Source organism: Halobacillus locisalis (assembly GCF_013694105.1).
GTDB lineage: Bacteria > Bacillota > Bacilli > Bacillales > Halobacillaceae > Halobacillus > Halobacillus locisalis.
This window is the reverse complement of the sequence record NZ_JACEFG010000002.1, coordinates 1,021,118-1,047,190: the sequence shown is the minus strand read 5'-3', so window position 1 is coordinate 1,047,190 and position 26,073 is coordinate 1,021,118. Positions and strand designations below refer to the sequence as shown.

The 26,073-nt window shown below is 44.9% G+C and carries 27 protein-coding genes and 1 tRNA gene; 1 reads left to right on the top strand and 27 read right to left on the bottom strand.

Annotation, left to right across the window (positions count from 1 at the left end):
* Positions 1 to 135 precede the first annotated feature (135 nt).
* From H0266_RS12105 to H0266_RS12095, 3 genes are all read right to left on the bottom strand, one after another.
* The gene (locus H0266_RS12105; protein WP_181472633.1) at positions 136 to 369 is read right to left on the bottom strand and encodes a glutaredoxin family protein; all 234 of its coding nucleotides are present in this window, start codon (positions 367 to 369) and stop codon (positions 136 to 138) included.
* An 82-nt stretch (positions 370 to 451) separates the two neighbouring features.
* Complete coding sequence (locus tag H0266_RS12100) at positions 452 to 676, bottom strand: hypothetical protein (protein WP_181472632.1); 225 nt, start codon at positions 674 to 676, stop codon at positions 452 to 454.
* 264 nt (positions 677 to 940) lie between these two features.
* A tRNA-Arg gene (locus H0266_RS12095) sits at positions 941 to 1,016 on the bottom strand.
* A 384-nt stretch (positions 1,017 to 1,400) separates the two neighbouring features.
* Here H0266_RS12095 and clpP point away from each other — a divergent pair.
* Positions 1,401 to 1,991 (top strand): ATP-dependent Clp endopeptidase proteolytic subunit ClpP, encoded by a 591-nt coding sequence (clpP, locus tag H0266_RS12090; RefSeq protein ID WP_181472631.1) that lies wholly within the window; start codon positions 1,401 to 1,403, stop codon positions 1,989 to 1,991.
* Between the two features lie 479 nt (positions 1,992 to 2,470).
* Here the strand turns inward: clpP and H0266_RS12085 are convergent, their stop codons facing one another.
* The 24 genes from H0266_RS12085 to H0266_RS11970 form a co-directional block, all read right to left on the bottom strand.
* The gene (locus tag H0266_RS12085) at positions 2,471 to 2,722 is read right to left on the bottom strand and encodes an HPr family phosphocarrier protein (RefSeq protein ID WP_181472630.1); all 252 of its coding nucleotides are present in this window, start codon (positions 2,720 to 2,722) and stop codon (positions 2,471 to 2,473) included.
* Positions 2,723 to 2,851: 129 nt separating this feature from the next.
* A complete protein-coding gene (gene whiA / locus H0266_RS12080) occupies positions 2,852 to 3,808 on the bottom strand; it encodes a DNA-binding protein WhiA (protein WP_181472629.1) in 957 nt (318 codons plus the stop codon).
* A gap of 33 nt (positions 3,809 to 3,841) precedes the next feature.
* A complete protein-coding gene (locus tag H0266_RS12075; RefSeq protein ID WP_181472628.1) occupies positions 3,842 to 4,795 on the bottom strand; it encodes a gluconeogenesis factor YvcK family protein in 954 nt (317 codons plus the stop codon).
* Positions 4,796 to 4,798: 3 nt separating this feature from the next.
* Positions 4,799 to 5,683 carry an RNase adapter RapZ gene (rapZ, locus tag H0266_RS12070; protein WP_181472627.1) on the bottom strand — a complete coding sequence of 295 codons (885 nt, stop codon included), beginning with the start codon at positions 5,681 to 5,683 and terminating at the stop codon, positions 4,799 to 4,801.
* 25 nt (positions 5,684 to 5,708) lie between these two features.
* The gene (locus H0266_RS12065) at positions 5,709 to 6,170 is read right to left on the bottom strand and encodes an NUDIX domain-containing protein (protein ID WP_181472626.1); all 462 of its coding nucleotides are present in this window, start codon (positions 6,168 to 6,170) and stop codon (positions 5,709 to 5,711) included.
* A gap of 252 nt (positions 6,171 to 6,422) precedes the next feature.
* The gene (gene trxB, locus H0266_RS12060) at positions 6,423 to 7,376 is read right to left on the bottom strand and encodes a thioredoxin-disulfide reductase (protein WP_181472625.1); all 954 of its coding nucleotides are present in this window, start codon (positions 7,374 to 7,376) and stop codon (positions 6,423 to 6,425) included.
* Between the two features lie 115 nt (positions 7,377 to 7,491).
* Positions 7,492 to 8,505 (bottom strand): tetratricopeptide repeat protein, encoded by a 1,014-nt coding sequence (locus H0266_RS12055; RefSeq protein ID WP_181472624.1) that lies wholly within the window; start codon positions 8,503 to 8,505, stop codon positions 7,492 to 7,494.
* Positions 8,506 to 8,741: 236 nt separating this feature from the next.
* The gene (hisIE, locus tag H0266_RS12050; RefSeq protein WP_181472623.1) at positions 8,742 to 9,365 is read right to left on the bottom strand and encodes a bifunctional phosphoribosyl-AMP cyclohydrolase/phosphoribosyl-ATP diphosphatase HisIE; all 624 of its coding nucleotides are present in this window, start codon (positions 9,363 to 9,365) and stop codon (positions 8,742 to 8,744) included.
* Positions 9,362 to 10,120 carry an imidazole glycerol phosphate synthase subunit HisF gene (hisF, locus tag H0266_RS12045; protein ID WP_181472622.1) on the bottom strand — a complete coding sequence of 253 codons (759 nt, stop codon included), beginning with the start codon at positions 10,118 to 10,120 and terminating at the stop codon, positions 9,362 to 9,364. Before hisF ends, hisIE begins: the two co-directional genes overlap by 4 nt.
* Entirely contained in the window at positions 10,120 to 10,851 is a 732-nt protein-coding gene (gene hisA / locus H0266_RS12040; RefSeq protein ID WP_181472621.1) for a 1-(5-phosphoribosyl)-5-[(5-phosphoribosylamino)methylideneamino]imidazole-4-carboxamide isomerase, read from the bottom strand. The genes hisF and hisA overlap by 1 nt, the downstream gene beginning before the upstream one ends.
* A 12-nt stretch (positions 10,852 to 10,863) precedes the next feature.
* Complete coding sequence (gene hisH, locus H0266_RS12035) at positions 10,864 to 11,493, bottom strand: imidazole glycerol phosphate synthase subunit HisH (protein WP_181472620.1); 630 nt, start codon at positions 11,491 to 11,493, stop codon at positions 10,864 to 10,866.
* Positions 11,490 to 12,086 (bottom strand): imidazoleglycerol-phosphate dehydratase HisB, encoded by a 597-nt coding sequence (gene hisB, locus H0266_RS12030; protein WP_181472619.1) that lies wholly within the window; start codon positions 12,084 to 12,086, stop codon positions 11,490 to 11,492. The genes hisH and hisB overlap by 4 nt, the downstream gene beginning before the upstream one ends.
* Entirely contained in the window at positions 12,083 to 13,357 is a 1,275-nt protein-coding gene (gene hisD, locus H0266_RS12025; RefSeq protein WP_181472618.1) for a histidinol dehydrogenase, read from the bottom strand. The genes hisB and hisD overlap by 4 nt, the downstream gene beginning before the upstream one ends.
* On the bottom strand, positions 13,354 to 13,992 hold the full coding sequence (gene hisG / locus H0266_RS12020; protein WP_181472617.1) for an ATP phosphoribosyltransferase: 639 nt from the start codon (positions 13,990 to 13,992) through the stop codon (positions 13,354 to 13,356). Before hisG ends, hisD begins: the two co-directional genes overlap by 4 nt.
* Positions 13,989 to 15,170 (bottom strand): ATP phosphoribosyltransferase regulatory subunit, encoded by a 1,182-nt coding sequence (locus H0266_RS12015; RefSeq protein WP_181472616.1) that lies wholly within the window; start codon positions 15,168 to 15,170, stop codon positions 13,989 to 13,991. The genes hisG and H0266_RS12015 overlap by 4 nt, the downstream gene beginning before the upstream one ends.
* A gap of 219 nt (positions 15,171 to 15,389) precedes the next feature.
* Positions 15,390 to 17,048 (bottom strand): acyl-CoA dehydrogenase family protein, encoded by a 1,659-nt coding sequence (locus tag H0266_RS12010; protein WP_181472615.1) that lies wholly within the window; start codon positions 17,046 to 17,048, stop codon positions 15,390 to 15,392.
* A gap of 560 nt (positions 17,049 to 17,608) precedes the next feature.
* A complete protein-coding gene (locus tag H0266_RS12005; RefSeq protein ID WP_181472614.1) occupies positions 17,609 to 18,433 on the bottom strand; it encodes a hypothetical protein in 825 nt (274 codons plus the stop codon).
* Positions 18,434 to 19,014: 581 nt separating this feature from the next.
* A complete protein-coding gene (locus tag H0266_RS12000; RefSeq protein WP_181472613.1) occupies positions 19,015 to 20,682 on the bottom strand; it encodes a glycerol-3-phosphate dehydrogenase/oxidase in 1,668 nt (555 codons plus the stop codon).
* A 222-nt stretch (positions 20,683 to 20,904) separates the two neighbouring features.
* Positions 20,905 to 22,401, bottom strand: coding sequence for a glycerol kinase GlpK (gene glpK, locus H0266_RS11995; protein WP_181472612.1), 1,497 nt, complete (start codon positions 22,399 to 22,401; stop codon positions 20,905 to 20,907).
* 28 nt (positions 22,402 to 22,429) lie between these two features.
* Complete coding sequence (locus tag H0266_RS11990; RefSeq protein ID WP_181472611.1) at positions 22,430 to 23,233, bottom strand: MIP family channel protein; 804 nt, start codon at positions 23,231 to 23,233, stop codon at positions 22,430 to 22,432.
* Between the two features lie 116 nt (positions 23,234 to 23,349).
* Complete coding sequence (locus H0266_RS11985) at positions 23,350 to 23,895, bottom strand: glycerol-3-phosphate responsive antiterminator (protein WP_181472610.1); 546 nt, start codon at positions 23,893 to 23,895, stop codon at positions 23,350 to 23,352.
* Positions 23,892 to 24,431, bottom strand: coding sequence for an acyltransferase (locus H0266_RS11980; RefSeq protein WP_181472609.1), 540 nt, complete (start codon positions 24,429 to 24,431; stop codon positions 23,892 to 23,894). Before H0266_RS11980 ends, H0266_RS11985 begins: the two co-directional genes overlap by 4 nt.
* Before the next feature lie 4 nt (positions 24,432 to 24,435).
* On the bottom strand, positions 24,436 to 25,074 hold the full coding sequence (gene ppaX, locus H0266_RS11975; RefSeq protein WP_181472608.1) for a pyrophosphatase PpaX: 639 nt from the start codon (positions 25,072 to 25,074) through the stop codon (positions 24,436 to 24,438).
* Complete coding sequence (locus H0266_RS11970; RefSeq protein WP_181472607.1) at positions 25,049 to 26,002, bottom strand: nucleoside recognition domain-containing protein; 954 nt, start codon at positions 26,000 to 26,002, stop codon at positions 25,049 to 25,051. Before H0266_RS11970 ends, ppaX begins: the two co-directional genes overlap by 26 nt.
* Between the last annotated feature and the right edge of the window lie 71 nt (positions 26,003 to 26,073).

Genomic DNA, 26,073 nt, shown 5'->3' with positions numbered 1-26,073 from the left:
AAATGAATTTGAACCGTGTGGGATGTTTATGTCCCAGCCAGTCATATTCTGTCCCGCTTGGAGCAAAAAAATATCCTTTTCAGCTATTATATTAACAGTGGGGGTGTACGGGTGCAAGTGAAATCCATCTGTTTTTTAATGTAAGCGTTTTTCAAGAGATAGATAATCAACTGAGCGATAATCCATGGTCTCCCCATTGATTTCCACAACTGGGACTTCCAACATAAACCGTTCCAGTAACTCATCATCTTGTTCAATATCAATCTCTTCAATCTCCAAAGCATAGGTATCCTCGAATAGATCTAGTAAACTCTTCACCTCATCACAAAGTGGACATTCTCTCTTTATGTACAGCACAATATGATTCATTCCGTCCCCTCCCGACTTTAGTATCCTTCTATGATTGCATCTCTATTCATCATGTACATAAGCGTCAAAAAAAGAGCATGCCTTAGGAAGCATGCCCCTTATTATCGTAAACGCCGTTATCGATTTTCAGTTTTCTCTTCCCTAGGAAATCAGATAATTCTTCGCCAGCATAACTTTTCGGTGTTCGCTTCAATGATTCATAATTGAAAGAAAGCTTCTGCTGTTCTTGCATATCGAACACATGAATCCGTCTGTCTTCAGAAATTTGCTCGGTCGACAACATTTTGTAACGGATTAGGTTTGTCATAAATACCCCTTTTCTATAGATAGAAGCGAAAAGTACGTGACATCTTATATCTTACTACATTATACCATAATTATATCCTTTAATAAACGCTTTCAATATAATCATTGAGTTGGTAATGAATAAGTATAGGGAAGCACTCCATGAACTTGTTCATTCACAAATTCATTTGTATGTCTCTTCCTATTTAATTATACCAATATAACGAATAGAATGTAAAAGGAAAGGCATCCCCTTTTCGAAGAGGATGCCTTTCCTTTTTATTAGCGCGCCCGAGAGGATTCGAACCCCCGACTGACGTAGAACCGGAATCTACCGCTCTATCCGACTGAGCTACGGGCGCAAATCGACATGCAATAAACATTATACGAATAAATGAACAAAAAATCAACCATAATTCGTAGCGGCTTTCCGTGACTTTTAAATGGAATGGTTACCCCATAATCTATAGGTGCCGTAAACCGAAAGACTTCCGGATCCTCCAGGTACACGAGTTCATTGATTGTCCGAAAGATGCACCTTTTTCGGCTATTCTTCAAAACTTATGACCTTGATCCGTCATCAATAAAATTATCTTCCTCCCCCACGTTTATCAAAGAAGATAAAGGGAATGATGGTAGAAGGAAAATGAAAGAAAAGGTCGATCGTTTTTGTTTGACCTTATCTGACCTTAATTGTATGATAAATATATTCCATCATAATCTATTGATGATAAGGAGGAAACACTATGAACTTAGTTCCTACAGTAATTGAACAAACAAACCGCGGAGAGCGTGCCTACGATATTTACTCCCGCCTACTTAAAGACCGTATCATCATGTTAGGTAGCCCGATTGATGACAACATTGCAAACTCTGTTGTTTCTCAACTGCTTTTCCTAGCTGCTGATGATCCGGAAAAAGACATCTCTTTGTATATTAACTCACCAGGTGGATCCATCACAGCAGGTATGGCCATCTTTGATACAATGCAATTCATCAAGCCTGACGTTTCCACGATCTGCACAGGTATGGCTGCTTCAATGGGAGCCTTCCTTCTGAACGCTGGTGAACCAGGCAAGCGTTATGCACTTCCAAACAGTGAAGTGATGATCCACCAACCATTAGGTGGTACACAAGGTCAAGCGACGGATATCGAAATCCACGCGAAGCGTATCATTAAAATGCGTGAGAAACTGAACAAAATCTTGTCAGAACGCACAGGTCAGCCACTAGAAGTGATTGAGCGCGATACGGATCGTGACAACTTCATGTCTGCTCACGAAGCTGTAGAATACGGCATGATCGACAAAGTAATGGAGAAAAACACAGACAAATAATATTGAAACCTAAGAAAGGCCCCGCTGTCATGCAGCGGGGCCTTTTCAGGTCGTTGAACAAGTTAGTGGAAAGTTTCTGTTAGATCGTATAAGAATACCGTGGGATAAATAGTTGGACAGAACCTCGCCAAGCAGCATGGTGCAGTCATACGTAGAGATCCTCACTGTCGTTGAATCTCTAGAGGTTCAGTCTTTTTATTGTGAGGTGGCGTGGAAACGGCGACACTCCTGCAGGATCCTGAGGCTTGGGTGAGATCCCGCAGGAGGCGGTCGAGGAAGCTCACCGCCTCCTGCGGAAAGGGAGTCGTTTCCACGCCACCGGTCCGTCTAATTTGTTAGAACCGGTAGTAGCTTCTCAAACACACCGAAAGCCCCGGCTGTCTTAACAGCAGGGGCTTTTTGTATATCAATACGTTTCATGTATGGGAACGATTCCTTTTTATGAATACGTTCATTAATTCACAAGTATTTTCATACGTTTATTCCTGCACGTAATCTGTCAGTTCCTTCAGCGCCTCTTCTTCGTCCGTTCCGTCAGCAATCAATTTGATATCTTCCCCTGTACCGATTGCCAAACTCATCAATCCCATGATACTTTTCGCATTGACGCGTTTTTCGTCTTTCTCTATAAAAATATCAGACGTGAAACGGTTGGCTTGCTGGACGAACTGGGCTGCAGGTCTTGCTTGTAATCCCGTCTCTAGTTCTACTGTAATCGAGCGTTCAATCACCGATCATTCTCCTTTCTGTTTCATCATTCACGTTTCGAAAGCGCATTCAAAGTTTTTAAGAAAAAACGCTTTCGACTAAGAAAGCGTTGGAATTGTATTCATTATAGCATGAATATTCTGTAGAAAACATTAATTTCGTGTGTTTTCTGTGACTTCTCCTTTTCGTACCTTTTCAGCAAATTCATCAATCTTTCTCAATCGATGATTGATGCCGGACTTACTGATTGTCGCACCGGAAACGTACTCTCCTAGTTCCTTCAACGAAACATCCTGATGCTGAAGTCGCAAAGAAGCAATTTCTCTCAATTTATCGGGCAATGCTTCTAGACCGACAGTGCGTGAGATGAACTTGATGTTTTCCACTTGTCTGAAGGCGGCACCAATTGTCTTATTCAAGTTCGCCGTTTCGCAATTAACCAGTCGATTGACCGAATTACGCATATCCCGGACAATTCGCACATCCTCGAATTTGAATAAAGCTTGGTGGGCACCGATATTACTGATCAGCTCGGTGATTTTGTCCGCTTCTTTCAAATAGGTGATATACCCTTTTTTACGATCCAGGGTACGGGCATGTAGTCCGAACTGGTTCATAAGCTTACACAACGCCTCGTTGTGTTCCTCATCGGAAGAATAAATCTCGAGGTGGTAAGAAGATGTTTCCGGGTTGTTCACCGATCCCCCAGCTAGGAAAGCTCCACGCAAATAAGCTCGCTTACAGCAGGTGTCTTTCATATACTTTCCAGGGATATTCGGGTTGATGGATAACGGCCCTTTCAATATCTCTAAATCCTCAAGAACGAGTTTCGCCTGTTCCGTCATACGAACAATATAAACATTGTTCTTTTTCAAACGCATCTTTTTTCTCACAAGAAGCTCCACCGGATAGGGATACAACTTCTTTGTGAGCATATAGATTCTTCTAGCTATCGCTGCGTTTTCGGTTTGAACATCCAACATATATTCTCGGTTAGACAGGGAGAACGTTCCATTCATACGGATTAATGCTGCTAATTCTGACTCCATGCAACAAGTATCCGCTTCTACGTTCGTTAATTCTTTTTTGATTTCTGATGCAAAAGACATAGATGTACACCCCCTCTTAGCACAAACTTCCCCTTAAAGCATGGAATGCAAAAGTTGGGCAAGCTTGCTAGTATCATGACGAAGCATAGGTTGGCTATGGTCAATAATATCTTCTTCTATTACTTTGATTCCCATCGACTTTATTCGGTCAATGTCATAGATCACCGGCTCTGCATTCTCTCTAGCATACGCCTTTTTATACTTTTGTTCAATGGGTTGGTTATGGACGACAACTGACTGTATGACATCATTCCCAATATGATCAAATAATGCTTGTAAATGATCAGCGGCTGTATATTCGGATGTTTCCCCTTCCTGCGTCATGACATTACAAATATACGTGACGTCCGCTTTGGTTTCCCGAAGCGCTTCGCCAATTTCTGGAATGATGATATTTGGCAGGATACTCGTGTAGAGACTACCTGGCGATATGATGATCAAATCAGCTGACTTGATAGCATGAACCGCTTCCGGCAGGGGCTGCACAGGGGTCGGGCTTACATAGACACGCTTGATTTTTTTATTTTGTTTCGGAATTTGGGATTCACCCGTAACGACGGTTCCATCTTCCATCTCAGCGTGTAAATTCATCGAGTGGTTCGCAATCGGATAGATCTCACCTCGCACATTGAGCACACGTGAAATCTCTTTGATTCCTCTGTAAAAATCACCCGTCATGGAGGCCATCGCAGCTAGTAATAAGTTGCCCATCGAATGACCGGACAATCCATTGCCTTCTGCGAAGCGGTGCTGAAATAAATCCAACAACATAGGCTCCGCATCAGAAAGAGCCGCTACGACATTCCGTATGTCCCCTGGAGCAGGAATGGCTAATTCTGTTCGTAACCGCCCTGAACTCCCACCGTCATCAGCAACTGTGACGATGGCAGACAAATGGATCGGTAAGTCTTTTAAGCCGCGTAATAATACCGGCATCCCCGTCCCGCCACCAATGACGACGACACGTGGTTCTGTGGAATTGCCCATCCATTACAAACCCTTTCTTTTATCAATATCTCTATGTGTTACATGAGTGAAAAAGTCCCCTGAAAAGTGATCCGACAAGTACTCGGAAATGGCAACAGAACGATGCTGCCCCCCTGTACACCCAATCGCTAAAACAAGCTGACTCTTTCCTTCTCTCTTATATTGCGGAAGCATGAACGTAAGCAGGTCCTTCAGTTTTTCTAAGAATTTTTGAGTATCGGACCATTTGAACACATAAGAAGAAACTTCCGTATTCAATCCTGTCAGCGGACGCATATGTTCTACATAGTGCGGATTCGGTAAAAATCGTACATCGAACATTAAATCTGCATCAATTGGGACACCATATTTGAAGCCGAACGAGACGACTTGAATCGAAAACACTTGTTGTTTTTGTTCCCGATACCGCTCGATAATTTTCTCGCGCAGATCTTTCGGCTTCAATGTGGTCGTATTGATGATCGTTTGCGCGCGTCCACGTAATTCATCGAGCATTTTCCGCTCTTTCCGGATTCCCTCAAGGGGCAACCCATCTTTCGCAAGTGGGTGGGAGCGGCGGGTTTCTTTATATCGGGAAACCAACGATTGATCCTCTGCATCTAAGAACAGAATATGCTCTTGAATCCAATCCTCTTTCCCAAGTCGATCAAGAGAGTCAAAAAGAGAATCAAAAAATTCTCTACCACGCAAGTCCATCACTAGTGCGACGTTTTCGATATTATTTCGAGAGTCTCTCATCAACTCCAAGAATTTCGGTAATAAAGCTGGTGGGAGGTTGTCCACGCAAAAAAAGCCAAGATCTTCAAAGCTTTGTACGGCAACCGTTTTCCCAGCTCCTGACATCCCTGTAATGATGACTAGCTGTGTATTATGGTTCGTTTCAGACATCTTTGATCGCTCCCCATTCATAAGGTTAATTAGATGGATTCAAATCTTGATCGATTAACTTGAAGTCCGTGGTGTACACGAATGTTCCATACAATTGCCCGTCAGTATTCAATAGATGATCGAATATAAACCGATCTCCTTCAGCCATCGGCTTATCCAGAACTTCCTGGACAGGTACCCATTCCAGTTCGCCTTCTTCACTTTCATCTAATAAGTCGCCAGAGCAACTGGTCGTGTAAAACGTGAACATCATCCATTCCTGGACGGTCTTTTCATCTTCTCTCATAATGAACGTGAACGAGCCTCTAAGTTCGGGATTCTCAATAGCCAAACCCGTTTCCTCTTCGAACTCACGCACTACAGAGTCTTTGACGTTTTCGCCTGCCTCCATTTTTCCACCTGGAGCGACATACCAACCACGTCTCGGTTTTTTTAATAGTAGGACTTTATCATCCATTTTTAATATACAATTTGCTACGCGTTGCACTAACTGTCACCTCATTTTTTGTCTAGAGGGCACCTCACCCCATTATACAATGAATACGTAAACAGCCACAATAATATGATCGAAATCCACACGTCATCCCCCTTTGGATAGCATGGAAAAGTTCACAAAAAAAAGCACAGGTAATGGCACCTGTGCTCAATAGAGATCTATCTATTAAAAGGGGGTCAATTCATTCACTCACATTATAACGCACCAATGTTGCACACGTGTTACAACAGCGTTAAAAAAGAGTTACTTTTGAACCGCTTTTAGTTCTTCTAGAAGATTCTCAATATAGTGCTGGGCAGATTGGGCCGCAATACTACCATCGCCTGTCGCCGTAACGATTTGGCGTAATTCTTTTTCACGAATGTCTCCGGCTGCGAATACGCCCGGTACTTTCGTTTCCATGTTCTCATCCGTTTCGATATAACCTTGCTCGTTTGTGATACCCAAGCTTACGAACGGAGTACTCAATGGAATCATACCGATATAAATGAACGCACCGTTGGTTTCGAAATCATACTCTTCGTCTGTTTTCTTGTTATGAAGCGTAACACTTCCGACTTTGCCGTCTTTATCGTTGATGGTTTTTACAACCGTGTCCCAAATAAAGTCGATTTTATCATTATCGAAGGCACGATCTTGTAGAATCTTCTGAGCACGTAGTTCATCACGACGGTGTACGATTGTGACTTTGCTGGCAAAACGAGTCAAGTACACTCCTTCTTCAACTGCAGAGTCACCGCCACCTACAACGACAAGCTCTTTATCACGGAAGAATGCACCGTCACATACTGCACAATAAGATACTCCACGTCCACCGAGTTCTTTTTCACCAGGTACGCCAAGCTCTTTATATTGTGCGCCTGTCGTTACGATCACAGCGCGGGCTTTATATTCTTTATTGCCTGCTTTGACTGTTTTATATTCTTTTCCGTCGATGACTTCTTTAATATCACCATACGCGTATTCAGCTCCGAATTTCTTCGCATGTTCAAACATTTTATTAGAAAGGTCTGGTCCTAGAATACTTTCATACCCTGGGTAGTTTTCAACATCTTCAGTGTTCGCCATTTGACCGCCTGGAACTCCACGTTCAAGCATAAGCGTATCGAGGTTCGCACGAGATGTGTACACAGCGGCAGTCATACCTGCTGGACCGGCACCTGCAATGATTACGTCATAGATACGATCTTCCGTCATTGATTATCACTCCTTGTGTGTCCACTAAACTAACTGTTTTCTTGTAAATATCATAGTAAATCATACGTACATCGTCCATTAATGTGCTTATAACAACAGCATACCCCACAGGGATCTATCTATGAATCCAAGGCCCACCTTCAGAACTGAGCTTCGGAAAGCTTTGGCAGCCCTTCTCCCATAAGTGAAGAGCTTTTGATGGGTTACCTGTATGGTAAGCCGCAATGCTATACCACTTATAGTAAACCCTTCGCTGAACGACTTGTTTCCCCTTCAGCATACGGAAACGTTCAACGGCTTCAGAATAATACCCAGCACGGGCAAGCGTCTCTGCTACAAATAGCTTTTGCTGTTCGTGCATTGGAAATACATTGCGTAAACGCTCGAAATGAGGTTTCGCATCTTCCGAACGGCCTTGTTCTAGCAGAAACGTCGCCAAATTTACATGGCAATGAATGTTCGTCGGCTCTTTTTCTAACCATTTCTGTTCAATCTCAATCGCTTCATCTTGCTTGCCATTCATGAACAGAGCATAAGCATATTTATGTCTCGCCAACGTGAACTCCGGGAAGAGCTCCGTCATTTCATCTAAAATCGATAGCGCTTCTTCCCATTCTTCTTGTTCAAGGTGATAAAAAGCGGTCTCTTGATAAATGAGCAAGTCATCTTCATCATCAAACGCCCATTCATCATCGTCTCCATCATCCTCATCAAGCGATTCCAGCATGGCAAGAAGCTGTTCAGCCGCTTCTTTAAATTCACCATCTCCAGGTTGATCTAAATACGTCTCGGCATATTTTTTTGCATCATTCAATAAACCTAAGTGCGCATAATTATTGGCCATCAAATAATAACAATCCACATACTCTTTGCCAAACTTCGCAAGTACGTCCGTCAGCACTTGGTTCGCAGCATGATAAGAGCCCAGCTCTGTATAAATGACAGATAGTTGGCAAGCGTACAAAGGCTCCTCTGGATCGGACTCCACTGCTTTTTTCAACCACTTGACAGCAGCCTGAAACCTGCGCTTCTTGAACGCCTGGATTCCATGCGTGAAATAAAAGTGACCAGTAGGCACGAAAGGTATGATGTTCGATTCTTTGATTGGGCTGTCTAATGAAGTTGTCATGACTGTCCCCCTATTTCCGTTACAAATCTCACTAATAAAGGAGTATAACATATATTTCAATTCTAAAATAGGACGAATTTCGCCAAAACTCAACCTTTAAGATTTTACATCGCCACATCATGGAAATGTTGATAGAAGTCTAAGTGCCTGAAAGAAAAGTTCGAATGAAGATAAAAGCGCATTAGAAAAGCGAGTAAGAGATTACACCTTCTTACTCGCTCATCTTTTGTCTTTCTTTACGAATGACGCTTTTCTAAAACAGCAAGAACATCGTCTAATGGAACTTGGCGATCTGTCAGCAATAAAAGCAAATGGAACAGTAAGTCCGCAGATTCTAGCGCCATTTCCTCTGGATCATCATTCTTCGCAGCGATAATGACTTCGCCCGCTTCTTCACCGATCTTCTTCGCTATTCGATCGACGCCTTCTTGGAATAGTTGAGAAGTGTAAGAATCTTCCGGAAGCGTCGATTTCCGCTCAGCTAAGACATTCTGGAGTTGATCCAAAATGGCATATCGATTGTCTTTCGGCCCCTCATCTGATCGCATCAGTGAATCTGAGAAACAGCTATAGTCCCCTTTGTGACAAGCGGGTCCCTCTGGAATGACTTGAACAAGAAGGGCATCTTGATCGCAATCATAACGTATGTCCTTCACCTTCTGGGTATTACCTGACGTTTCCCCCTTGTGCCACAGTTCTTGTCTCGATCGACTATAAAAGACCGTTTCACCACTATCTAATGTTTGCTTCAAGGATTCTTCATTCATATACGCGAGGGTCAGAACCGCCTTTGATCGTGCATCTTGAACAATAGCGGGTACGAGTCCTTGGTCATCAAATTGAATGTTTTCTACGTTCATCGCACGACAACTCCTCTCTCTTTCAAGTATTCTTTCACGTTTTGTACAGACGTTTCTTTATAGTGAAAAATAGAAGCAGCTAAAGCGGCATCCGCATTCACTTCAGTGAAAACGTCGTAAAAATGCTCACTTGACCCTGCTCCGCCTGAAGCGATGACCGGTACTTGAACGACGTCTTGTACGGCTTCTAATAATGGTAAGTCAAATCCAGACTTCTCTCCGTCCTGATTCATGGACGTCAACAAAATCTCGCCGGCTCCCAGGCGTACCGCTTCTTTCGCCCAGTCGACGACCGTCCATTCCGTCGGCTTCCGTCCTCCGTGTGTGTACACGATCCACGTGCCCTTTTCCTCATCATACCGGGCGTCGATCGCTACGACGATACATTGACTACCGAAATAATTCGCTCCTTCTGTAATCAGTTCAGGTCTGTTCACTGCGGATGAATTCAACGATACCTTATCCGCTCCATTACGCAACGTTTCCTTGATATCTTCAAGTGTGCGAATACCCCCTCCAACAGTGAAAGGAATCGCTAACTCTGATGCGACTTTGCGGACAACGTCTATCATCGTTTTCTTTCCTTCGTGAGTCGCGGAGATATCAAGGAACACCAACTCATCTGCCCCTTGTTCATCATAGACCTTAGCCAGTTCGACTGGATCGCCTGCATCACGAATATCGACAAACTGGATGCCTTTGACGACACGTCCTTCTTTCACATCCAAACATGGAATGATTCTTTTCGATAGCATCAGTCTTCCTCCACTTCTAACGCTTCTCGTAACGTAAAGCGATTAGCATACAACGCTTTTCCGACAATCGAACCGATGACGTGTTCGGTTTGGTATTTCTTCAACTCATTCAAATCCTCAAGACCTTTGATTCCACCAGAAGCGATGACGTCCACCTTCGTCTCTTCTGCCAATCGGACAATTTCCTTCACATTCGGCCCCTCGAGCATGCCGTCTTTCGCAATGTCCGTATAAATGAACGTTTTCGCCCCGGCTTGTGCGAGCTCACGACCGAGATCGACCGCTGTAACCTCGGATGATTCTAGCCATCCCTCTGTCGACACATATCCATCTCTGGCATCGAGTCCGATCACGATACGCTCTCCATACTTCGAAAGCAATTCCTTCGTTTTTTGGGGATTACGAACGGCAAGAGAACCGATAATGACACGATCTACGCCACGGTCTAAATAAAAGCGGACATCCTCTTCTGTGCGAATCCCCCCGCCAATTTGCACACGACTGCCAAGTTCTTCTGCCACCCGCAGCACATGTTCAGCGTTTTGTTTCGATCCTTCTTTCGCGCCATCTAAATCGACCATATGAATCCATGAAGCACCGGCTTCATAAAATTCTTTCGCTACATCGAAAGGGCTATCTCCATAAATGGTTTCTTTATTGAAATCGCCTTGTTCCAAGCGGACACACTTGCCCGCACGCATATCAATCGCTGGATAAATCGTAAATGACATATCGAACCCTCCTCACTGTTTGACCATGACTTTGCAAAAATTCTCTAATAGCTGCATACCAGGATTCCCGCTTTTCTCTGGGTGGAATTGACTCGCCACAACGTGATCGCGACCAATAACAGCCGGGACATCCAAGTGATAATCAGCCGTTGCATATAAAATCGATTCATCAGATGTTTGAGCAACGTAAGAGTGGACGAAATAAACGTACTCTTTCCCGACATCAGTCATTAAAGGAAGTTCAGGTTGACGCACGTCTAGCTGATTCCATCCCATGTGCGGTACTTTGTATGGTTTTCCTCCATCATCCACTCCAGGAAACTTGACGATTTTGCCTGGGAATAAACCAAGACCTTTCGTGTCGCCCCCTTCTTCTGAGGACTCAAACAACAATTGCATCCCGAGACAAATCCCGTATAGTGGATACCCTTCCTCCACTTTTTGTTTGATGAATGGGATGAAGCCATGATCATCCAAGGCTTTCATTGCATCAGGAAACGCACCGACGCCAGGTAGGATATACCCGTCGCAATCTTGGAGCTCCTCAGGACGATCACCAAGCTTGTAGGGTACGTCTAACCGCTCAAGCGCCTTGGATACACTGAACAAATTCCCCATGCCATAATCAATGATTCCGATCATGATAAACTTCCTTTCGTACTCGGAACTCCTTGGACGCGAGGATCGATTTGCGTTGCCTCATCAAGGGCTCGGGCAAAGGCTTTAAACATCGCTTCAACAATGTGGTGGGTATTGTGGCCATGATGAAGAACGATATGTAAATTCATTCGTGCTTCGACGGCTAACTTCCAAAAGAATTCATGTACATTTTCCGTATCAAATGTACCCAAACGGTCTTTCGGTAGTTCAGCGCGCCATTCTAAATGCGGACGATCACCAAGGTCAACGGCCACCGTGACGAGTGTTTCATCCATAGGTAATGTCATGGAACCATATCGTTTCATCCCGTACTTATCACCGACTGCTTCTCTGAGCGCTTGTCCAAGCACAATCCCGATATCCTCCGTCAAGTGGTGGTCGTCGACTTCAACATCGCCATAACCTTTCACTTGTAAATCAAACAATCCATGTTTGGTAAACAACTCGAGCATATGCTGAAGGAAAGGAACTTGGACATCTAAGTCCGCCGTCCCCTGTCCATCAACAGCGAAAGTCAACTCTATATCGGTTTCTCTTGTCTTTCTTGATCGTTGTGCTTTTCGTTCTTCCGTCATTTCCATCGCTCCTTACGCGTTTCGACAGCTCTTGCGTGGGCTTCCAGTCCTTCAAGACGAGCAAACCGGGCAATTTTGTCTCCATTTTGTTGTAAAGCTTGTTGACTATATGAAATCACACTAGATTTTTTCACAAAATCATCGACATTAAGTGGACTTGAAAATCTGGCCGTTCCATTCGTTGGTAATACGTGATTTGGTCCAGCGAAATAATCGCCGACAGGTTCACTACTATAAGGACCCAAGAAAATCGCTCCTGCGTGTTTAATTTTCGCGAGGTGTTGGAATGGGTCTTCTGTTATGACCTCCAAATGTTCCGGGGCGATTTCGTTAATCGTATCTACCGCTTCATCCCATGTTTCACATAGAAGAATCATCCCATAGTCTTCGACACTTTGACGAGCTATATCTTGACGAGGCAATTCTTTCAGCTGCTCTTGAACTTCTAATTGTACACCTTCTGCTAACTCACGGCTTGTCGTAACAAGTACACTCGACGACCTTGCATCGTGCTCGGCCTGAGAAAGGAGATCGGCAGCCACTTCGTTCGCACGAGCCGTCTCATCGGCTAAGATCGCAATCTCACTAGGTCCTGCAATCATATCGATATCGACATCTCCAAACACTTCACGTTTAGCTAAAGCGACATAGACGTTGCCTGGCCCCGTAATTTTATCAACAGCCGGAACGGTTTCGGTACCATATGCTAAAGCGGCGATGGCTTGGGCACCTCCGACTTTATATACGTCTTGAATACCTAGAATGTGTGCAGCGATAAGCACGCCCGCTGGCACGGATCCGTCACTGCCTGGAGGTGTAACCATCGCAATCCGTTCAACCCCTGCGACTTGAGCGGGAATCACGTTCATGAAGACCGATGACGGGTAGGCGGCTGTGCCACCTGGTACATATACACCGACAGCATCAATCGGAGTGATTTTTTGACCGAGGATCGTTCCATCAGGAGATGTATCGAACCAAGAAGTGGAAAGTTGCTTCTCATGAAAAGCGCGGATGTTGGCAGCCGCTTCCTCTAAAATCGTTACGAATTCCCCATCCAGCGAATCATACGCTTGTTCAAATTCTTCTGTTGTTACTTTATAATCCGGAAGAGATACTCGATCAAACTGTTCCGTATAGCGAAGTACCGCCTGGTCCCCATCATTTTTTACATCTTCGATGATGGATTGGACCGACTTTCGTTGGTCTTCTGTCCCTTGATCGACACGCCTGCGTAACGACGCGCGTTCATTTTGATTGACGATTTTCATGACGAGGCCTCCTCCATGACATTACTAAGCTTGGATACCATTTGGTCAATCTCATTACTCTTCATCCGATAACTCACAGGATTTACGATCAAACGGGACGTAATATCCGCAATTTTTTCATATTCCACGAGTCCGTTCTCTTTGAGCGTCCTTCCTGAGGAAACGATATCGACAATTCGATCAGCCAACCCGATCAACGGGGCTAACTCGATCGATCCGTTCAGAGGGATGATTTCGATTTGCTCCCCTTGCTCACGGAAATAATCTGACGCAACTTTCGGGTATTTTGTTGCAATTTTCGGTGCAATACGGCTCAACGGTTGATCCGGGACGCCTGCGACGGCGACATAACAAGGACTGATTTTCAAATCGAGCACTTCATATACATCCCGGTCCTGCTCTAACAATACATCTTTTCCAGCAATTCCGATATCAGCTGCCCCATACTCTACGTATGTGACGACATCCATCGGTTTCGCCATCATAATCCGGATGTTCTGTTCAGGAAAGTCTAAGATGAGCTTCCTTGATTCATCTAAATCCGCTCCTAAGTCGTAGCCTGCTTGCTTCATCAACTCAGCAGCTTCTTCATAAATTCGGCCTTTAGGCATAGCAATCGTCAAACGGTTACTCATCCCTTAGCACCTCCTTCGTTTGTTAGGTCGATCGTTTCGGACAGTTGAGAACGAAAAGCTTCCACATCGGCTATTTGGTCTCGGTGCTGCAAAAGAACGGCATATCCTTCCGCTCTCTTATTCTTCGCTTGCTTGATGCCTCTCGCATAGGAATCATTATCTACAATGATCCCAATCCGCTGATCTTCATCTTCCTGTACGTTCAACGCCTCGACAAGCCTTTCCAAATGAACCGCAAATCCAGTAGCCGAAGCATTCAATTGAAAGGAAGGAAGCAAGGTGTCATATCGTCCACCATTACATAGCAAAGCGCCTAAATTCGGTGCATACCCTTCAAATAACACACCCGTGTAATAATCCATGTGGCTGATTAAATTCAAATCAAAGTATATCGATTGTTCAACACCGTATTCTTTCAACAGACGGTAAAGTTGTTTCAATTCGTTGACTGCCTGCATACATGTCTGATTACGCGCAAGAGAGCGTCCGGCTTCAAAGACCTCCTCACCGCCACGAAGCGTCAGAAGTTGCAGAAGCGCCGTTTGTTTATCCTCGCTGATTGGAAGTGCTTTGACAGCCTCTCGATACCCAACATAGTTCTTTCTGTATAAGAATTGAAGAAGCGTTTCAATTGTTTCTTCATCTTCACCAAGTACATCACGGAAAAAGGCTTTCACAAACCCGATATGTCCAACGGTAATGACAAAATCGTTCAATCCCGCATTTTTCAATGACTCTACCAATAATGCAATGACTTCCGCATCCCCGTACGAAGAGTGGTCCCCGATAAGTTCCGTTCCGACTTGTTCGAATTGAGCCGGTTTACCACCTTCCGTTTGTTGAGCACGGAATACCGGGCCTTCGTAGGCTAGGCGTAGAGGGAATTCAGAGTTCTTCAATTGTGAAGCGGCGACACGCGCGATAGGTGCTGTCATGTCTGGCCTCAGTACAAGCGTATGACCTTGTTGATCTAACAATTTGAACAGCTGCTGATCTAACGTCGCACTTACTTTTCCGACCGTCTCGTGATACTCCATCAATGGCGTATCCATGAAAGAGTATCCGTACGACAAGATTGCATCAGATAATTGCTTTCTGGCTTTTGCCTTTTGATTATAGAAAAAAGGAAGCGTATCCCGCATCCCTAAAGGTTTTTCGAACATTAACCGTTTACCCATCGACCATCATCCTCCTAAGAATCCTTTAGCTTGCTAATATGCTAACAAAATAAAGGTATATCGTCAATCATCTTATCTATCTCTATGATTCCCTGTTTTCTTTTGCAGGAAACAAGACGCTATGTACGTAAAAAAAGCGGCAAATGCCGCTTTTTTACCAGCTTGTTGATGAAGCACTATCGGTTCTAACAAAACGAGATGGCCTCTTATTTCTGAACACTATTGAACAGTGGATAAGCCTAATAATTCATCTGCAAATTGTAGTACGAGCGGTTGTCCCCCGACAGGTTCCTCACCATATAAACTTTGCACAAAAACCTTCGCCTGTTGAACGTATTTTTCCCCGAGTGCAGCCGCTTCTAGGGCGACCGTCGCTTCGTAGCAAAGAACCATTCGCTCAGCGATCTTTTTACTATAGTACGTTTGGGTATCATGCGTTTGTATCAAGATATCATCGATCCACAAGGATAATCCCTGCAACTCATTGTGGATGAGAGTTACCTCTTCTTCCATTCCATCCACATGATTTAAACGCTCTCGCAAGTCTTGGAAGAACAGTAGATGCGCTTCAAACTTGTTCAACAGACGGATTACTTCCAAGCCCACAATATTTGCAGTCCCTTCCCAAACCGTCAATACTTGTGCGTCACGCAACAATCTTGGTGTGACAAAGTCCTCAATATACCCATTCCCACCATGCATTTCAATCGCTTCATGACTGAAGTGTACCGCCTGTTCAGCTGTTTCCTTTTTGATCAAAGCGATTCTCAAGCGAAGCAGCAATCTATCTTCTGAACCTTTATCTTCAGCTTTTTCGATAATCGAATCGAACTGTTCAATGACATCAAAAACGGTCCTCGTTTCGATTTCTTGTTTGACTTTCATATGAACGAGCGTTTCTTTGATCATCGGATAATGGACCAATGGCTGACCAAAAGCCTCACGTTTTGTAGCGTAAGCATACGCTTCGTTATAAGCACGTCGCATAATTCCAACCGATGCCACCGCATTGCACACTCTTGATAAATTCAGGGCTTCCAACATGTAATAAATGCCTTGATCAGCCTCTCCAACTAAGAATGCTTTGGAGCCATCAAACTCCACCTCTGCCGATGGTACGGCCCTTACCCCCAGTTTATCCTTCAAACGCCGGATTCGTATGCCGTTCAACCCGCCGTCGCCACCTCTCCAAGGAACAAGAAATAGACTTAACCCTTTCGTTCCTTCAGGAGCACCTTCTATACGCGCAAGAACCATCGCTACTCCACAAGCCCCCGCATTACTAGCAAAATATTTTTCCCCATAAATCCGGTAGTGATTCTCTTCTGGAGCAGCCTTCACTTCGTTCGCTCCGACATCCGATCCTCCCTGACGTTCTGTCAAAAAGGTTGCACCTTCATAAAGTTCCACTTCTCCGGTCGATAAGACATGAGGAAGATACTTTTCTTTCAGCTCATCACTCGCATAATGGTCGATTAAATAAGCGGTTGCCATCGTCAACGTTACTGGGCAATAGAACCCCGCTTCTGCTTGAGACAATAAGTAACCTTGAGCAAAAGAATAGGTGTAGTTCCCTTTGTGAGAAAGGGCCGGGATTTCTTTATGTATATAGCCGACGATCCCTTTCCCGTATGTCTCTGCAATGGTTCGCTTATATCCTTCGTTCAACCAAACCTCTGAAATATCGTTGCCCATCTTATCGTATTTAATTAACCGGGGGCGTCCTTCTCGATCGGTATGAACCGCTCGTTCATCAATATCCGTTGCACAAAGCTCCCCAAACGAATCGAGTTCTTCCTCCGCCCAAGCCCAGAACTTTGAATCGAATTTTTCCTTCATGATCGATTGAAGATTTGAATCGCTTTCAAAAAAATTCATTTCGTCCACTCCCTTAGGGAAAAGTGTTGATATGAATCATTATGTTTGAAAATTCTAACATTAATTTTACACTACTTTGTGGTTTTTGTTCAAATGGACTAAGGTTCGTTTTCGTATTTGGTGTAGGGGTATTTTTGAAACAATTCGCTTTCCTGCGGGGGAGCCGGCAAGCCTCCTCGGTCGTTTACACTCCCTGTGGGGTCTCGCCTGAGTCCTTCTCCCGCGGGAGTCTCGCTGTTTCAAAACCACCCCTAGCGACACAGGGAGGAACGAACCCTCAACGTGGTGGGTGCCTCTGACCTATCGAACAATGTGACAGTGAGGAAAAATCCACATATTAATTTCTTGTGATGTGAACTCATCCAATGTTTCCGTTCTCTTTAAACCAGCAAGAAGGGGCGGGAAATCGGCAGACTCCTGTGGGTTGTACATGATCGGTGAGATCCCGCAAGGCGAAGCCTGAGGAAGCTCACCACATGCCCTCAGAAAGCGATTGATTTCCGGCCCCTTCAAAAGGTAGACATTGCAACGGAAACCACCAAAAGGCCATCTATCCCAATCTACATGAAGTCTCGTGATTGGATGATGAAGAGGAAAGCGATCAGTGAAGATGGAATCTCGTCCTTCTTTTTCCATTCAATCAGGAACCCAGGCATTTGACCAAAGTGTTCAGGTGCATCTTTCATAAGTGCTCCCCGCTTTATAACAGCCCAAGTTTCTCCGTTCTGATCCTGGACAGTGAAGTGACCAATCACACTGTCTCCTTCTGCTCTCCATTCCGAGTCCGTTCCCCCTTTATACCTGAAAACCGTTTGTCCTGTCGTTTTGTTCTTTTCTCGAACGGTATAAGCAACATAATCTCCCTCATATCGTTTTACGTAACTCCGCCATGTGAACCCACCTTTTCTCTCAATTTGATAAAGCGGGGTGCCATCTACTTGTTGAACGATGTACTGAGCTGGACGAACAGATCCGCTCAGGAGAATGGATTCGATACGGGCAAACCAGTGATCCAGTTTAGTCGCCTTCTCTATAGCCCTTCCGTGGGACAGGCCATCCAAATCATATAAATCGGCTTCAAATTGCTTAGAAAGTTTAGTTCCAAGGTACATTCTAGGCGGCAAAGATTCCGTCCACTTTTCCGTTTCATCACTTGAGAAAGGATTCGGTGTCTTTGATTTTTCTAAATCGTGAAAACCCGTTCTGATCAGGCTCGTACCACTAAATACCATGGCCGCAGTAAATATGATCATGTATAGAGAATTGAGCGATATTTCCACCATAAGCAATCCGATCGTGAAAGCAGCGGCAAGCGCCAGAAAAAGGCTACCTGTGATCAATTGCTTTCGTCCATCTGCGTGAATCATTGTATGTACAGGTTCCATATCTTCCCTCCTTCTAAAAACATCTACGGATGACACATGAGAGAAGTTTCATAAATCGCCCTTAAAGAAAGACCCTTCCCAAGAAGAGAAAGGTCTTTCAGTGTGTTGAGAGAGCCACTTTCGGTTCTTCAAAGGTGAGAAGGGGCCGGTGGCGTGGAAACGACTCCCTTTCCGCAGGAGGCGGTGAGCTTCCTCGCTCGCTTCGCGACCTGCGGGATCTCACCCAAGCCTCATGATCCTGCAAGAGTGTCGCCGTGTCCACGCCACCTTGCGATAAAAAAGTGTGAACCTCTAGAGCTCGCCCCTACAAAGAGGAGTGCTATCGATAACCGCAGAATGTTCGGCAAGGTTCTGTTCCAACTATTTGTAGCATAGTGGGAGGGAAAACGGGGAGACTCCTACGGGAAAAAGAAACAAGGCAAGACCCCGCAGCGACTGGAAGGCGCGAGGAGGCTTGGCGTTTCCCCGTGGAAAGCGAGTCGTTTTCCCTCCCACGGTATTCTTATATGATTGAACAGAACCTCGCCACTTCTTCAACAGCATGAAAAGACCCTTCCCAAAAAGGGAAAGGTCTCTGTTTCTTACACATGTTCTATTGGCTTCACAGCTTCTTCCATCAGCTTTTCTAGCTCTTCTGTATATTCTTTCTTCTGTTCATCACTATAGTTTAATTCTTTAGCCATATAGTCAATGACAGAGTCTTTATGATCACGAACATATTGAATGTTAAAGAACAAGGCAGCTGTACGACGAATGAAGAAGTCCACTGGCTTGTACGTCAGCTCCGCTTCCATTCCATACACTAACTGAGCAAATACGATTGGATCGATGTTTTCCTTTTCTGCGTCTTCTTTACGATTTTTGTACACGTGGAAGACTGCATCGACGTTCGCTCCATACAATTGAACAAGTTGAGATGCCGTTTGTTCATCGATTCCGATTGAGGTACCCAATTCAACGCGCTCTTTCTTGAATTGCTTGAACCCTTTCGAACCATCTACTTCTCCACCTGAAATCGGCATGTGCTTCGTTTCTGAATCTGAGAAACGGATGCCGTATTCTTCCATCAGTTGATCACGGACGATATCGACTGCCTGCTGTGACATTTTGCGGTACCCCGTAAGTTTACCACCAGCCATAGAGATCAGTCCGGAATCTGAAATGAAGATCTCATCTTTCCTTGAAATTTCAGAAGGATCCTTTCCGTCTTCATGAATCAACGGACGAACACCGGCCCAGCTTGACTCGACATCATCAGCTGTCACTTCTACCGATGGGAACATCATATGAATCGCATCTAAAATGTAGTCGCGATCAGCCTCCGTCATTGTTGGATGGGCAATGTTGTCTTCGTATGTTGTGTCCGTTGTACCGACATACGTTTTACCGTCTCTTGGAATAGCAAAGATCATCCGACCATCAGGACTGTCGAAATAAATGGCTTGTTTCAATGGGAATACGCTTTGGTCGAAGACAAGGTGCACACCTTTCGTCAACTGAAGCGTTTTACCTTTCTTCGAGCCATCGATTTCTCGAAGGTCATCAACCCATGGACCACCAGCGTTGACGATTTTCTTCGCTTTCACGTGATACTGTTCACCCGAAACTGTATCTTCAATCTTCGCGCCAGTAAGCGAGCCACTTTCATCGTAAATGAAGTCAACGACTTTTGCATAGTTTGTAGAGGTTGCGCCGTATTCGACTGCCTTCTTCATTACTTCAAGCGTCAGGCGTGCATCATCGGTTTTGTATTCTACATAATACCCTGCGCCTTTAAGCCCGTCACGTCTCACTAGAGGTTCACGCTCAATCGCTTCCTCTGGTGACATCATCTTCCGGCGTTCTGATTTCTTAACTCCTGCCAAGTAATCGTAGACACGAAGGCCGACATTTGTTTGAAGCGGACCGAAGTTACCACCTTCATGAAATGGGAGCATCATCCATTCCGGCGTCGTTACATGGGGGCCATTCTCATATACGATTTCGCGTTCTTTCCCGACCTCTGCGACCATCTTCACTTCAAATTGAGCCAAATAGCGCAAGCCACCGTGGACGAGTTTTGTGGACCGACTGGACGTTCCGGCAGCAAAGTCTTGCATTTCAACAACCGCTGTCTTCATGCCGCGACTTGCCGCATCCAAGGCGATCCCTGAGCCCGTGATGCCTCCACCGATCACGAGTACATCCCATTCTTCCTGTGTCAATTTTTCAAATTGTTTTTGTCTATCGTAACTAGAGAACCGTTTCATACAAATCTCTCCTTAATCAGATTTACTTCTAACTAGTCTAATACGGTTATTCCCCGAATCACATATAAGTATGTCTCCGAATGCTTTATTTACTTCAGGAATTAAAAAAAGAGACCACGAACTTCTTCATGCCATAGGCATAAAGGCTCGTAGTCTCTCCGTATCTCCGACCAGCTATTAACTTAATTCCATTATACAAAAGAACAAGGGATTGTCAAAAGGTTATGACTGCTTGAAAACTCTTGTCGCTTCAACAGCCTTCTGCCAGCCTTTATACAAGCTTGCACTTTTCTCTTTATTCATGGAAGGTTCGAACTCCCTCTCGATATTCCATTGCTTTTCAATGTCTCGGCGATCTTCCCAGAACCCTACGGCTAAGCCAGCAAGGTACGCAGCACCTAATGCTGTCGTTTCGTTGACCTCCGGACGTTCAACATTTACATCAAGCAAGTCACTTTGGAATTGCATAAGCAAGTTGTTCTTGACGGCTCCACCATCAACACGGAGCGTTTTCAATTCGATTCCAGAATCCTCAACCATCGAATCAACTACATCTTTTGTCTGGTAAGCCAGAGACTCGAGTGTCGCTCTTACGAAATGGGCCTTCTTCGTTCCGCGTGTTAACCCAAAAACAGCTCCTCTGGCATCACTATCCCAATAAGGAGTTCCGAGGCCGACGAAGGCAGGGACCACATAGACGCCATCCGTCGTGTTCACCTCTCCCGCAATCTCTTCACTTTGAGGCGCACTCTTGATCATTTCTAACCCGTCACGTAACCATTGAATGGCAGATCCTGAGACGAAAATGCTACCTTCGAGGGCATACTCGACTTTTCCATCAACGCCCCAAGCTAAGGTTGTCAATAATCCGTTATTCGACTTCACAGCTTCCTCACCTGTATTCATCAACATAAAGCCACCTGTACCGTACGTGTTTTTAGCCATTCCTTTTTCAAAGCAAGCTTGACCGAATAGTGCGGCTTGTTGGTCACCCGCGATACCGGCAATCGGAACTTCTTTTCCGAAGAAGTGATAGTCCACCGTTTTGGCATACACTTCAGATGATGGCTTCACTTCTGGTAGCATACTCTCCGGTACACCTAGAATATCAAGCAGCTCCTGATCCCATTTCAGATCGAATATATTATACATCAATGTACGAGACGCATTGGAGTAATCCGTAACATGTGCTTTTTGACCAGACAACTTGTACACAAGCCACGTATCAATCGTTCCAAACATCAAATCTCCATTTTCCGCTTTCTCACGAGCACCGTCTACATTATCTAAGATCCACTTCACTTTCGTTCCTGCGAAATAAGGGTCAAGCAATAGTCCCGTTTTGTCGCGGAACGTATCGTTGTATCCTTGCTCTCGCAATTCATTACAGATTTCCTGAGTTTGGCGGGACTGCCAAACGATAGCCTTGTACACTGGTTTGCCCGTGTTTTTGTCCCATACAACCGTCGTTTCACGTTGGTTCGTAATGCCGATTCCTTCAACCTGCCCTGCTTCGATGTCCGCTTTGCGTAAAACATCAGCAATACACGCGAGAACCGACGTCCAAATTTCATTGGCATCATGCTCTACCCAACCCGGTTTCGGGAAGTACTGCTCGAATTCCTTCTGACCCGTTTCTACAATTTCACCATTATGATTGAACAAAATCGCTCTCGAACTCGTGGTACCTTGGTCAATTGATAAAATATACTTTCCCATAATTCTCTTCCTCTCCTTTATTTATCTTTTAAGCTGAAACACTCGCTTTTCGTAATTCAACTCTCATAGAAGCAAATAGAATCGCAAGTACAAGTATGGTCGCAATCCAAAACCAAATATTCGGACTAGCTTTGAAAATGGCTTGATAAAATAATCCACCATAGACACCACCGATCACCGGACCTAAAACCGGGATCCAGGAATAGCTCCAGTCGGATCCTCCTTTTCCGGGTATCGGCAATACCGCATGAGCGATCCTCGGGCCTAAATCACGGGCTGGGTTAATGGCATATCCCGTCGTAGCGCCAAGCGACATACCGATTGCCACAATGAGTAAGCCGACGATCAACGGATTCAACCCCTCTGTAAAATCGTTGGCACCTATAAAGAGAATACCCATGACTAAGACGAATGTTCCGATGATTTCACTCACCAAGTTTGAAATGGGGCTGCGGATCGCTGGGTCAGTACAAAAGATGGATTTGATCGCCAACTGATCTTCTGTGTCTTTCCAATGAGGTAAATAATGAAAAAACACAATCGTCGCTCCGACAAATGCACCAATCATCTGAGCTAGAATGTACATGGGGACTTTTGCCCATGCAAAATCGCCAACAGTGGCAAGACCAAGCGTAACCGCTGGGTTAATATGTGCTCCGGTAATCTGACCGACAGCGTACACACCCATAGCAACGGCCAGACCCCAGGCGACGGTAATCAATACCCAGTTTCCTTCCGCTTTCGTCGCCTTCAAGTTTGCTCCAGCGATGACTCCACCACCAAGGATGATAAGAATCATTGTTCCAATTAATTCACCCATGAATTCCGTCACTGTTCAGGTGACTCCTTTCCTGTACGGATCTTAGGGACAAAAAAACCACACAGGTCTCTTAAAGAATTCCTGTGCGGCTTCTGTATTCTCACATTCGATTTTTATGTAGCGACGGCTTAGAATGGCCATAAATCTGAACGTGAAGTCGATATAGCAGAAGCCCCAGACTTGAGCGCTCTTTGTACATCGTCATCGGTACGGACTAAACCACCCGCAATGACAGGCGCGCTCACTCGATCCTTTATCTCAGTTATCATTCCCGGCAATACGCCTGGTAAAACTTCAACAAAATCGGGTTCTGTCTTCTGTATGATTTTCACGTTGTGCTCAATCGCTTGACTGTCTATCAAGAAAAGCCGTTGGACAGATAAGATTTGATATTTTTTTGCTTGCTTGATTACATGGGCTCTAGTGGAAATGATACCGTCTGGCTTCACTTCCTGGGCAATGTATTCCATCCCGTATTCGTCCGCTTTCAGCCCTTGAACTAAATCAATATGAATAAAGATCTTTTTGCCTTCCCGCTGACCAACCTTCACTAATTTCCTCAACAAGCCCAGTCTAGTTTCTAGCAAAATGATGACCTCGGTGTTTCGAGCAAGCAATGACTCAAACTCTTTTATAGATTTAACGGCAGGCAGGACGGATTGCTGAATGATCACGCCTCTCCCTCCTCTCGAAGATGTTGATCAACCTTATTTCTTTCCTCCATCTCTTGCTTCGTATAAATCGTTCTCATCGGATTTCCTCCGACGAATACACCCTCAGGCACATCCTTATGCACGAGCGTCCCAGCTGAAACCACTGCTCCATCGCCTATGGTAACGCCGGGTAGAATCGTCGTGTTGGCACCGATTAAAACCTCATCGCCGATCTTCACATCGCCTAAACGATATTCTTTTATTAAATATTCATGGGCAAGAATGGTCGTATTATAGCCGATCACAGAGTTCCGTCCGATACTGATACGTTCAGGGAACATAATATCGACCATCACCATTAAGGCAAACGCGGTTTCATTTCCCACATTCATTCGCAAGAACGTTCGATACAACCAATTCTTCACTTTCAAAGACGGTGTGTACCGGGCAATCTGGATAATGATGAAATTTTTGACGACCTTGAGAAAGGGAACTGTTTTATAGATGTGCCAGAGTGAATTGGCGCCTTTGACTGGAAACCGCTCCGTTTTCCTCATTCCATCAGCCTCCTGTAATGTCGAGAAGCTCACTCATATGTTCAAGCATATAATCTGGATGTAAACGATCGAGAACCTCGCGCCCCTTCACAGTCCAAGCCACTCCGGCCGTTTTCGTGCCGGCATTCTGACCTGCCTCGATATCATGCGTGTTATCTCCAACCATTATCGCTTCAGAAGGAGCCGTATCAAGAGTTTTCAGCGCTTGTTGGACGGGCTCTGGATGTGGCTTGGCATGAGTCACATCATCTAACGTCACAACGGTTTCAAACAGCCCGTCAAGATTGGTCAGTTCAAGCCCCATTGTAACCGTATGACGCATTTTCGTCGTCACAATTCCTAAACGGAAACCAGCAGATTTCAGTTTTTGAATCGTCTCCACAACCCCGTCATAGGCTTTCACATATTGATTGTGGTTTTCGATGTTATGCTTCCGGTACGTATCCACCATAGCCTCGACTTGATCGGGGTTAATTTTAGCCAGACTTTCCTTTAATGGTGGACCGATAAAATCTAGAATTTCCTCTCGTTTGTACTCACGCGATCCATATTGTTCAATCGTATGTTGGAACGAAGCAATAATCAGCTCGTTCGTATCGATCAGTGTTCCATCTAAATCAAAGAGAATGGTACGAATGCTCATCTGAAGTTTCCTTTCTTTGTTGTAATCTATTCCAGACAAAACCAACAATGGCGGTCAGGACGATCGCTGTCGTTAATCGAATTAACAGAAGCGGCCAAACGGGTATTCCAAGAGGGATAAAAATCAACGTATCTTCTACAACGGCGTGGCATGAGACGAGAAACAGAATTGCTAAATACATATCTTTTCGAGACACTCCGTCTTCCTCGACGGCTTGAATCATCAACCCTGCCCCGTAAGCAAGTCCGATCGTCAATCCCGCTACGAGCGTCATCGACGTATTCCGCTCCATGCCTAAGAATTTCGTAGCAGGTGCAACCCAGCCAGAAAAGCGGTCCAGCCATCCTTTTTCCCGCAAATACTGCATCACGACCATTAGTGGAATCACGATAAGGGCAAGCTGTACAATCCCTAGAATGGCAGTCTCTAACCCTTGCCCAATGATAGCGAACCAACCTTGTGGATCAGCTGAGCGCTCGGGTGCCAGTCCATATTTAGCTATTTCCCCTCCACCTTTCCAAAATACATTGATTAAAAAGGCAGACAAAAAAGCGAGACTTAGACGAACACCTGCAACAAACCACCAGCTCACTCCGACTCGCTTAGCGACCGTCGATTCAATCAATAAGTTGTGGGAAAACGACATCATGATGGCCATTATGAATACTTCTTTTACGGTAAACTCAAAAGAAATGATCGCGGCGATACCGGCATATAAATTCAGAAAATTCCCGAGAACGAGAGGTACCGCTGCTTCACCGGATAATCCGATCCAGCTCATCAGCGGCTCCAAACGGTCCATAATCCACGGTAAGATAGGAGTGAATTGAAGGATGGTGACAATTAACGTGACAGGAAAGATCACTTTTCCTAATGTCCACGTCAACTCCAATCCTTTTTTCCCTCCTCTTAGTATAATCCCTTTCATGAAAATATTCCCCTTTATCCGCCTTCACATGCCGTTGTCCCACCCTTTGGTCCTTAGGGGGAAAACGGCTT

What these genes read in the sequence shown, in the direction of transcription:
- H0266_RS12075 (WP_181472628.1), bottom strand. Translation starts at nt 4,795, where the DNA reads ATGGGCAATTCCACAGAACCACGTGTCGTCGTCATTGGTGGCGGGACG.
- H0266_RS11980 (WP_181472609.1), bottom strand. Translation starts at nt 24,431, where the DNA reads ATGAGGAAAACGGAGCGGTTTCCAGTCAAAGGCGCCAATTCACTCTGG.
- whiA (WP_181472629.1), bottom strand. Translation starts at nt 3,808, where the DNA reads ATGTCTTTTGCATCAGAAATCAAAAAAGAATTAACGAACGTAGAAGCG.
- hisF (WP_181472622.1), bottom strand. Translation starts at nt 10,120, where the DNA reads ATGCTATCGAAAAGAATCATTCCATGTTTGGATGTGAAAGAAGGACGT.
- glpK (WP_181472612.1), bottom strand. Translation starts at nt 22,401, where the DNA reads ATGGGAAAGTATATTTTATCAATTGACCAAGGTACCACGAGTTCGAGA.
- H0266_RS12005 (WP_181472614.1), bottom strand. Translation starts at nt 18,433, where the DNA reads ATGGAACCTGTACATACAATGATTCACGCAGATGGACGAAAGCAATTG.
- hisB (WP_181472619.1), bottom strand. Translation starts at nt 12,086, where the DNA reads ATGACGGAAGAACGAAAAGCACAACGATCAAGAAAGACAAGAGAAACC.
- hisIE (WP_181472623.1), bottom strand. Translation starts at nt 9,365, where the DNA reads ATGAACGTAGAAAACATTCAATTTGATGACCAAGGACTCGTACCCGCT.
- rapZ (WP_181472627.1), bottom strand. Translation starts at nt 5,683, where the DNA reads ATGTCTGAAACGAACCATAATACACAGCTAGTCATCATTACAGGGATG.
- hisD (WP_181472618.1), bottom strand. Translation starts at nt 13,357, where the DNA reads ATGAAAATCGTCAATCAAAATGAACGCGCGTCGTTACGCAGGCGTGTC.
- H0266_RS12010 (WP_181472615.1), bottom strand. Translation starts at nt 17,048, where the DNA reads ATGAATTTTTTTGAAAGCGATTCAAATCTTCAATCGATCATGAAGGAA.
- H0266_RS11970 (WP_181472607.1), bottom strand. Translation starts at nt 26,002, where the DNA reads ATGAAAGGGATTATACTAAGAGGAGGGAAAAAAGGATTGGAGTTGACG.
- H0266_RS12015 (WP_181472616.1), bottom strand. Translation starts at nt 15,170, where the DNA reads ATGGGTAAACGGTTAATGTTCGAAAAACCTTTAGGGATGCGGGATACG.
- hisG (WP_181472617.1), bottom strand. Translation starts at nt 13,992, where the DNA reads ATGAGTAACCGTTTGACGATTGCTATGCCTAAAGGCCGAATTTATGAA.
- H0266_RS12055 (WP_181472624.1), bottom strand. Translation starts at nt 8,505, where the DNA reads ATGACAACTTCATTAGACAGCCCAATCAAAGAATCGAACATCATACCT.
- hisA (WP_181472621.1), bottom strand. Translation starts at nt 10,851, where the DNA reads ATGTCATTTACGATTTATCCAGCGATTGATATGCGTGCGGGCAAGTGT.
- trxB (WP_181472625.1), bottom strand. Translation starts at nt 7,376, where the DNA reads ATGACGGAAGATCGTATCTATGACGTAATCATTGCAGGTGCCGGTCCA.
- H0266_RS12105 (WP_181472633.1), bottom strand. Translation starts at nt 369, where the DNA reads ATGAATCATATTGTGCTGTACATAAAGAGAGAATGTCCACTTTGTGAT.
- hisH (WP_181472620.1), bottom strand. Translation starts at nt 11,493, where the DNA reads ATGATCGGAATCATTGATTATGGCATGGGGAATTTGTTCAGTGTATCC.
- clpP (WP_181472631.1), top strand. Translation starts at nt 1,401, where the DNA reads ATGAACTTAGTTCCTACAGTAATTGAACAAACAAACCGCGGAGAGCGT.
- H0266_RS12000 (WP_181472613.1), bottom strand. Translation starts at nt 20,682, where the DNA reads ATGAAACGGTTCTCTAGTTACGATAGACAAAAACAATTTGAAAAATTG.
- H0266_RS12100 (WP_181472632.1), bottom strand. Translation starts at nt 676, where the DNA reads ATGACAAACCTAATCCGTTACAAAATGTTGTCGACCGAGCAAATTTCT.
- ppaX (WP_181472608.1), bottom strand. Translation starts at nt 25,074, where the DNA reads ATGAGCATTCGTACCATTCTCTTTGATTTAGATGGAACACTGATCGAT.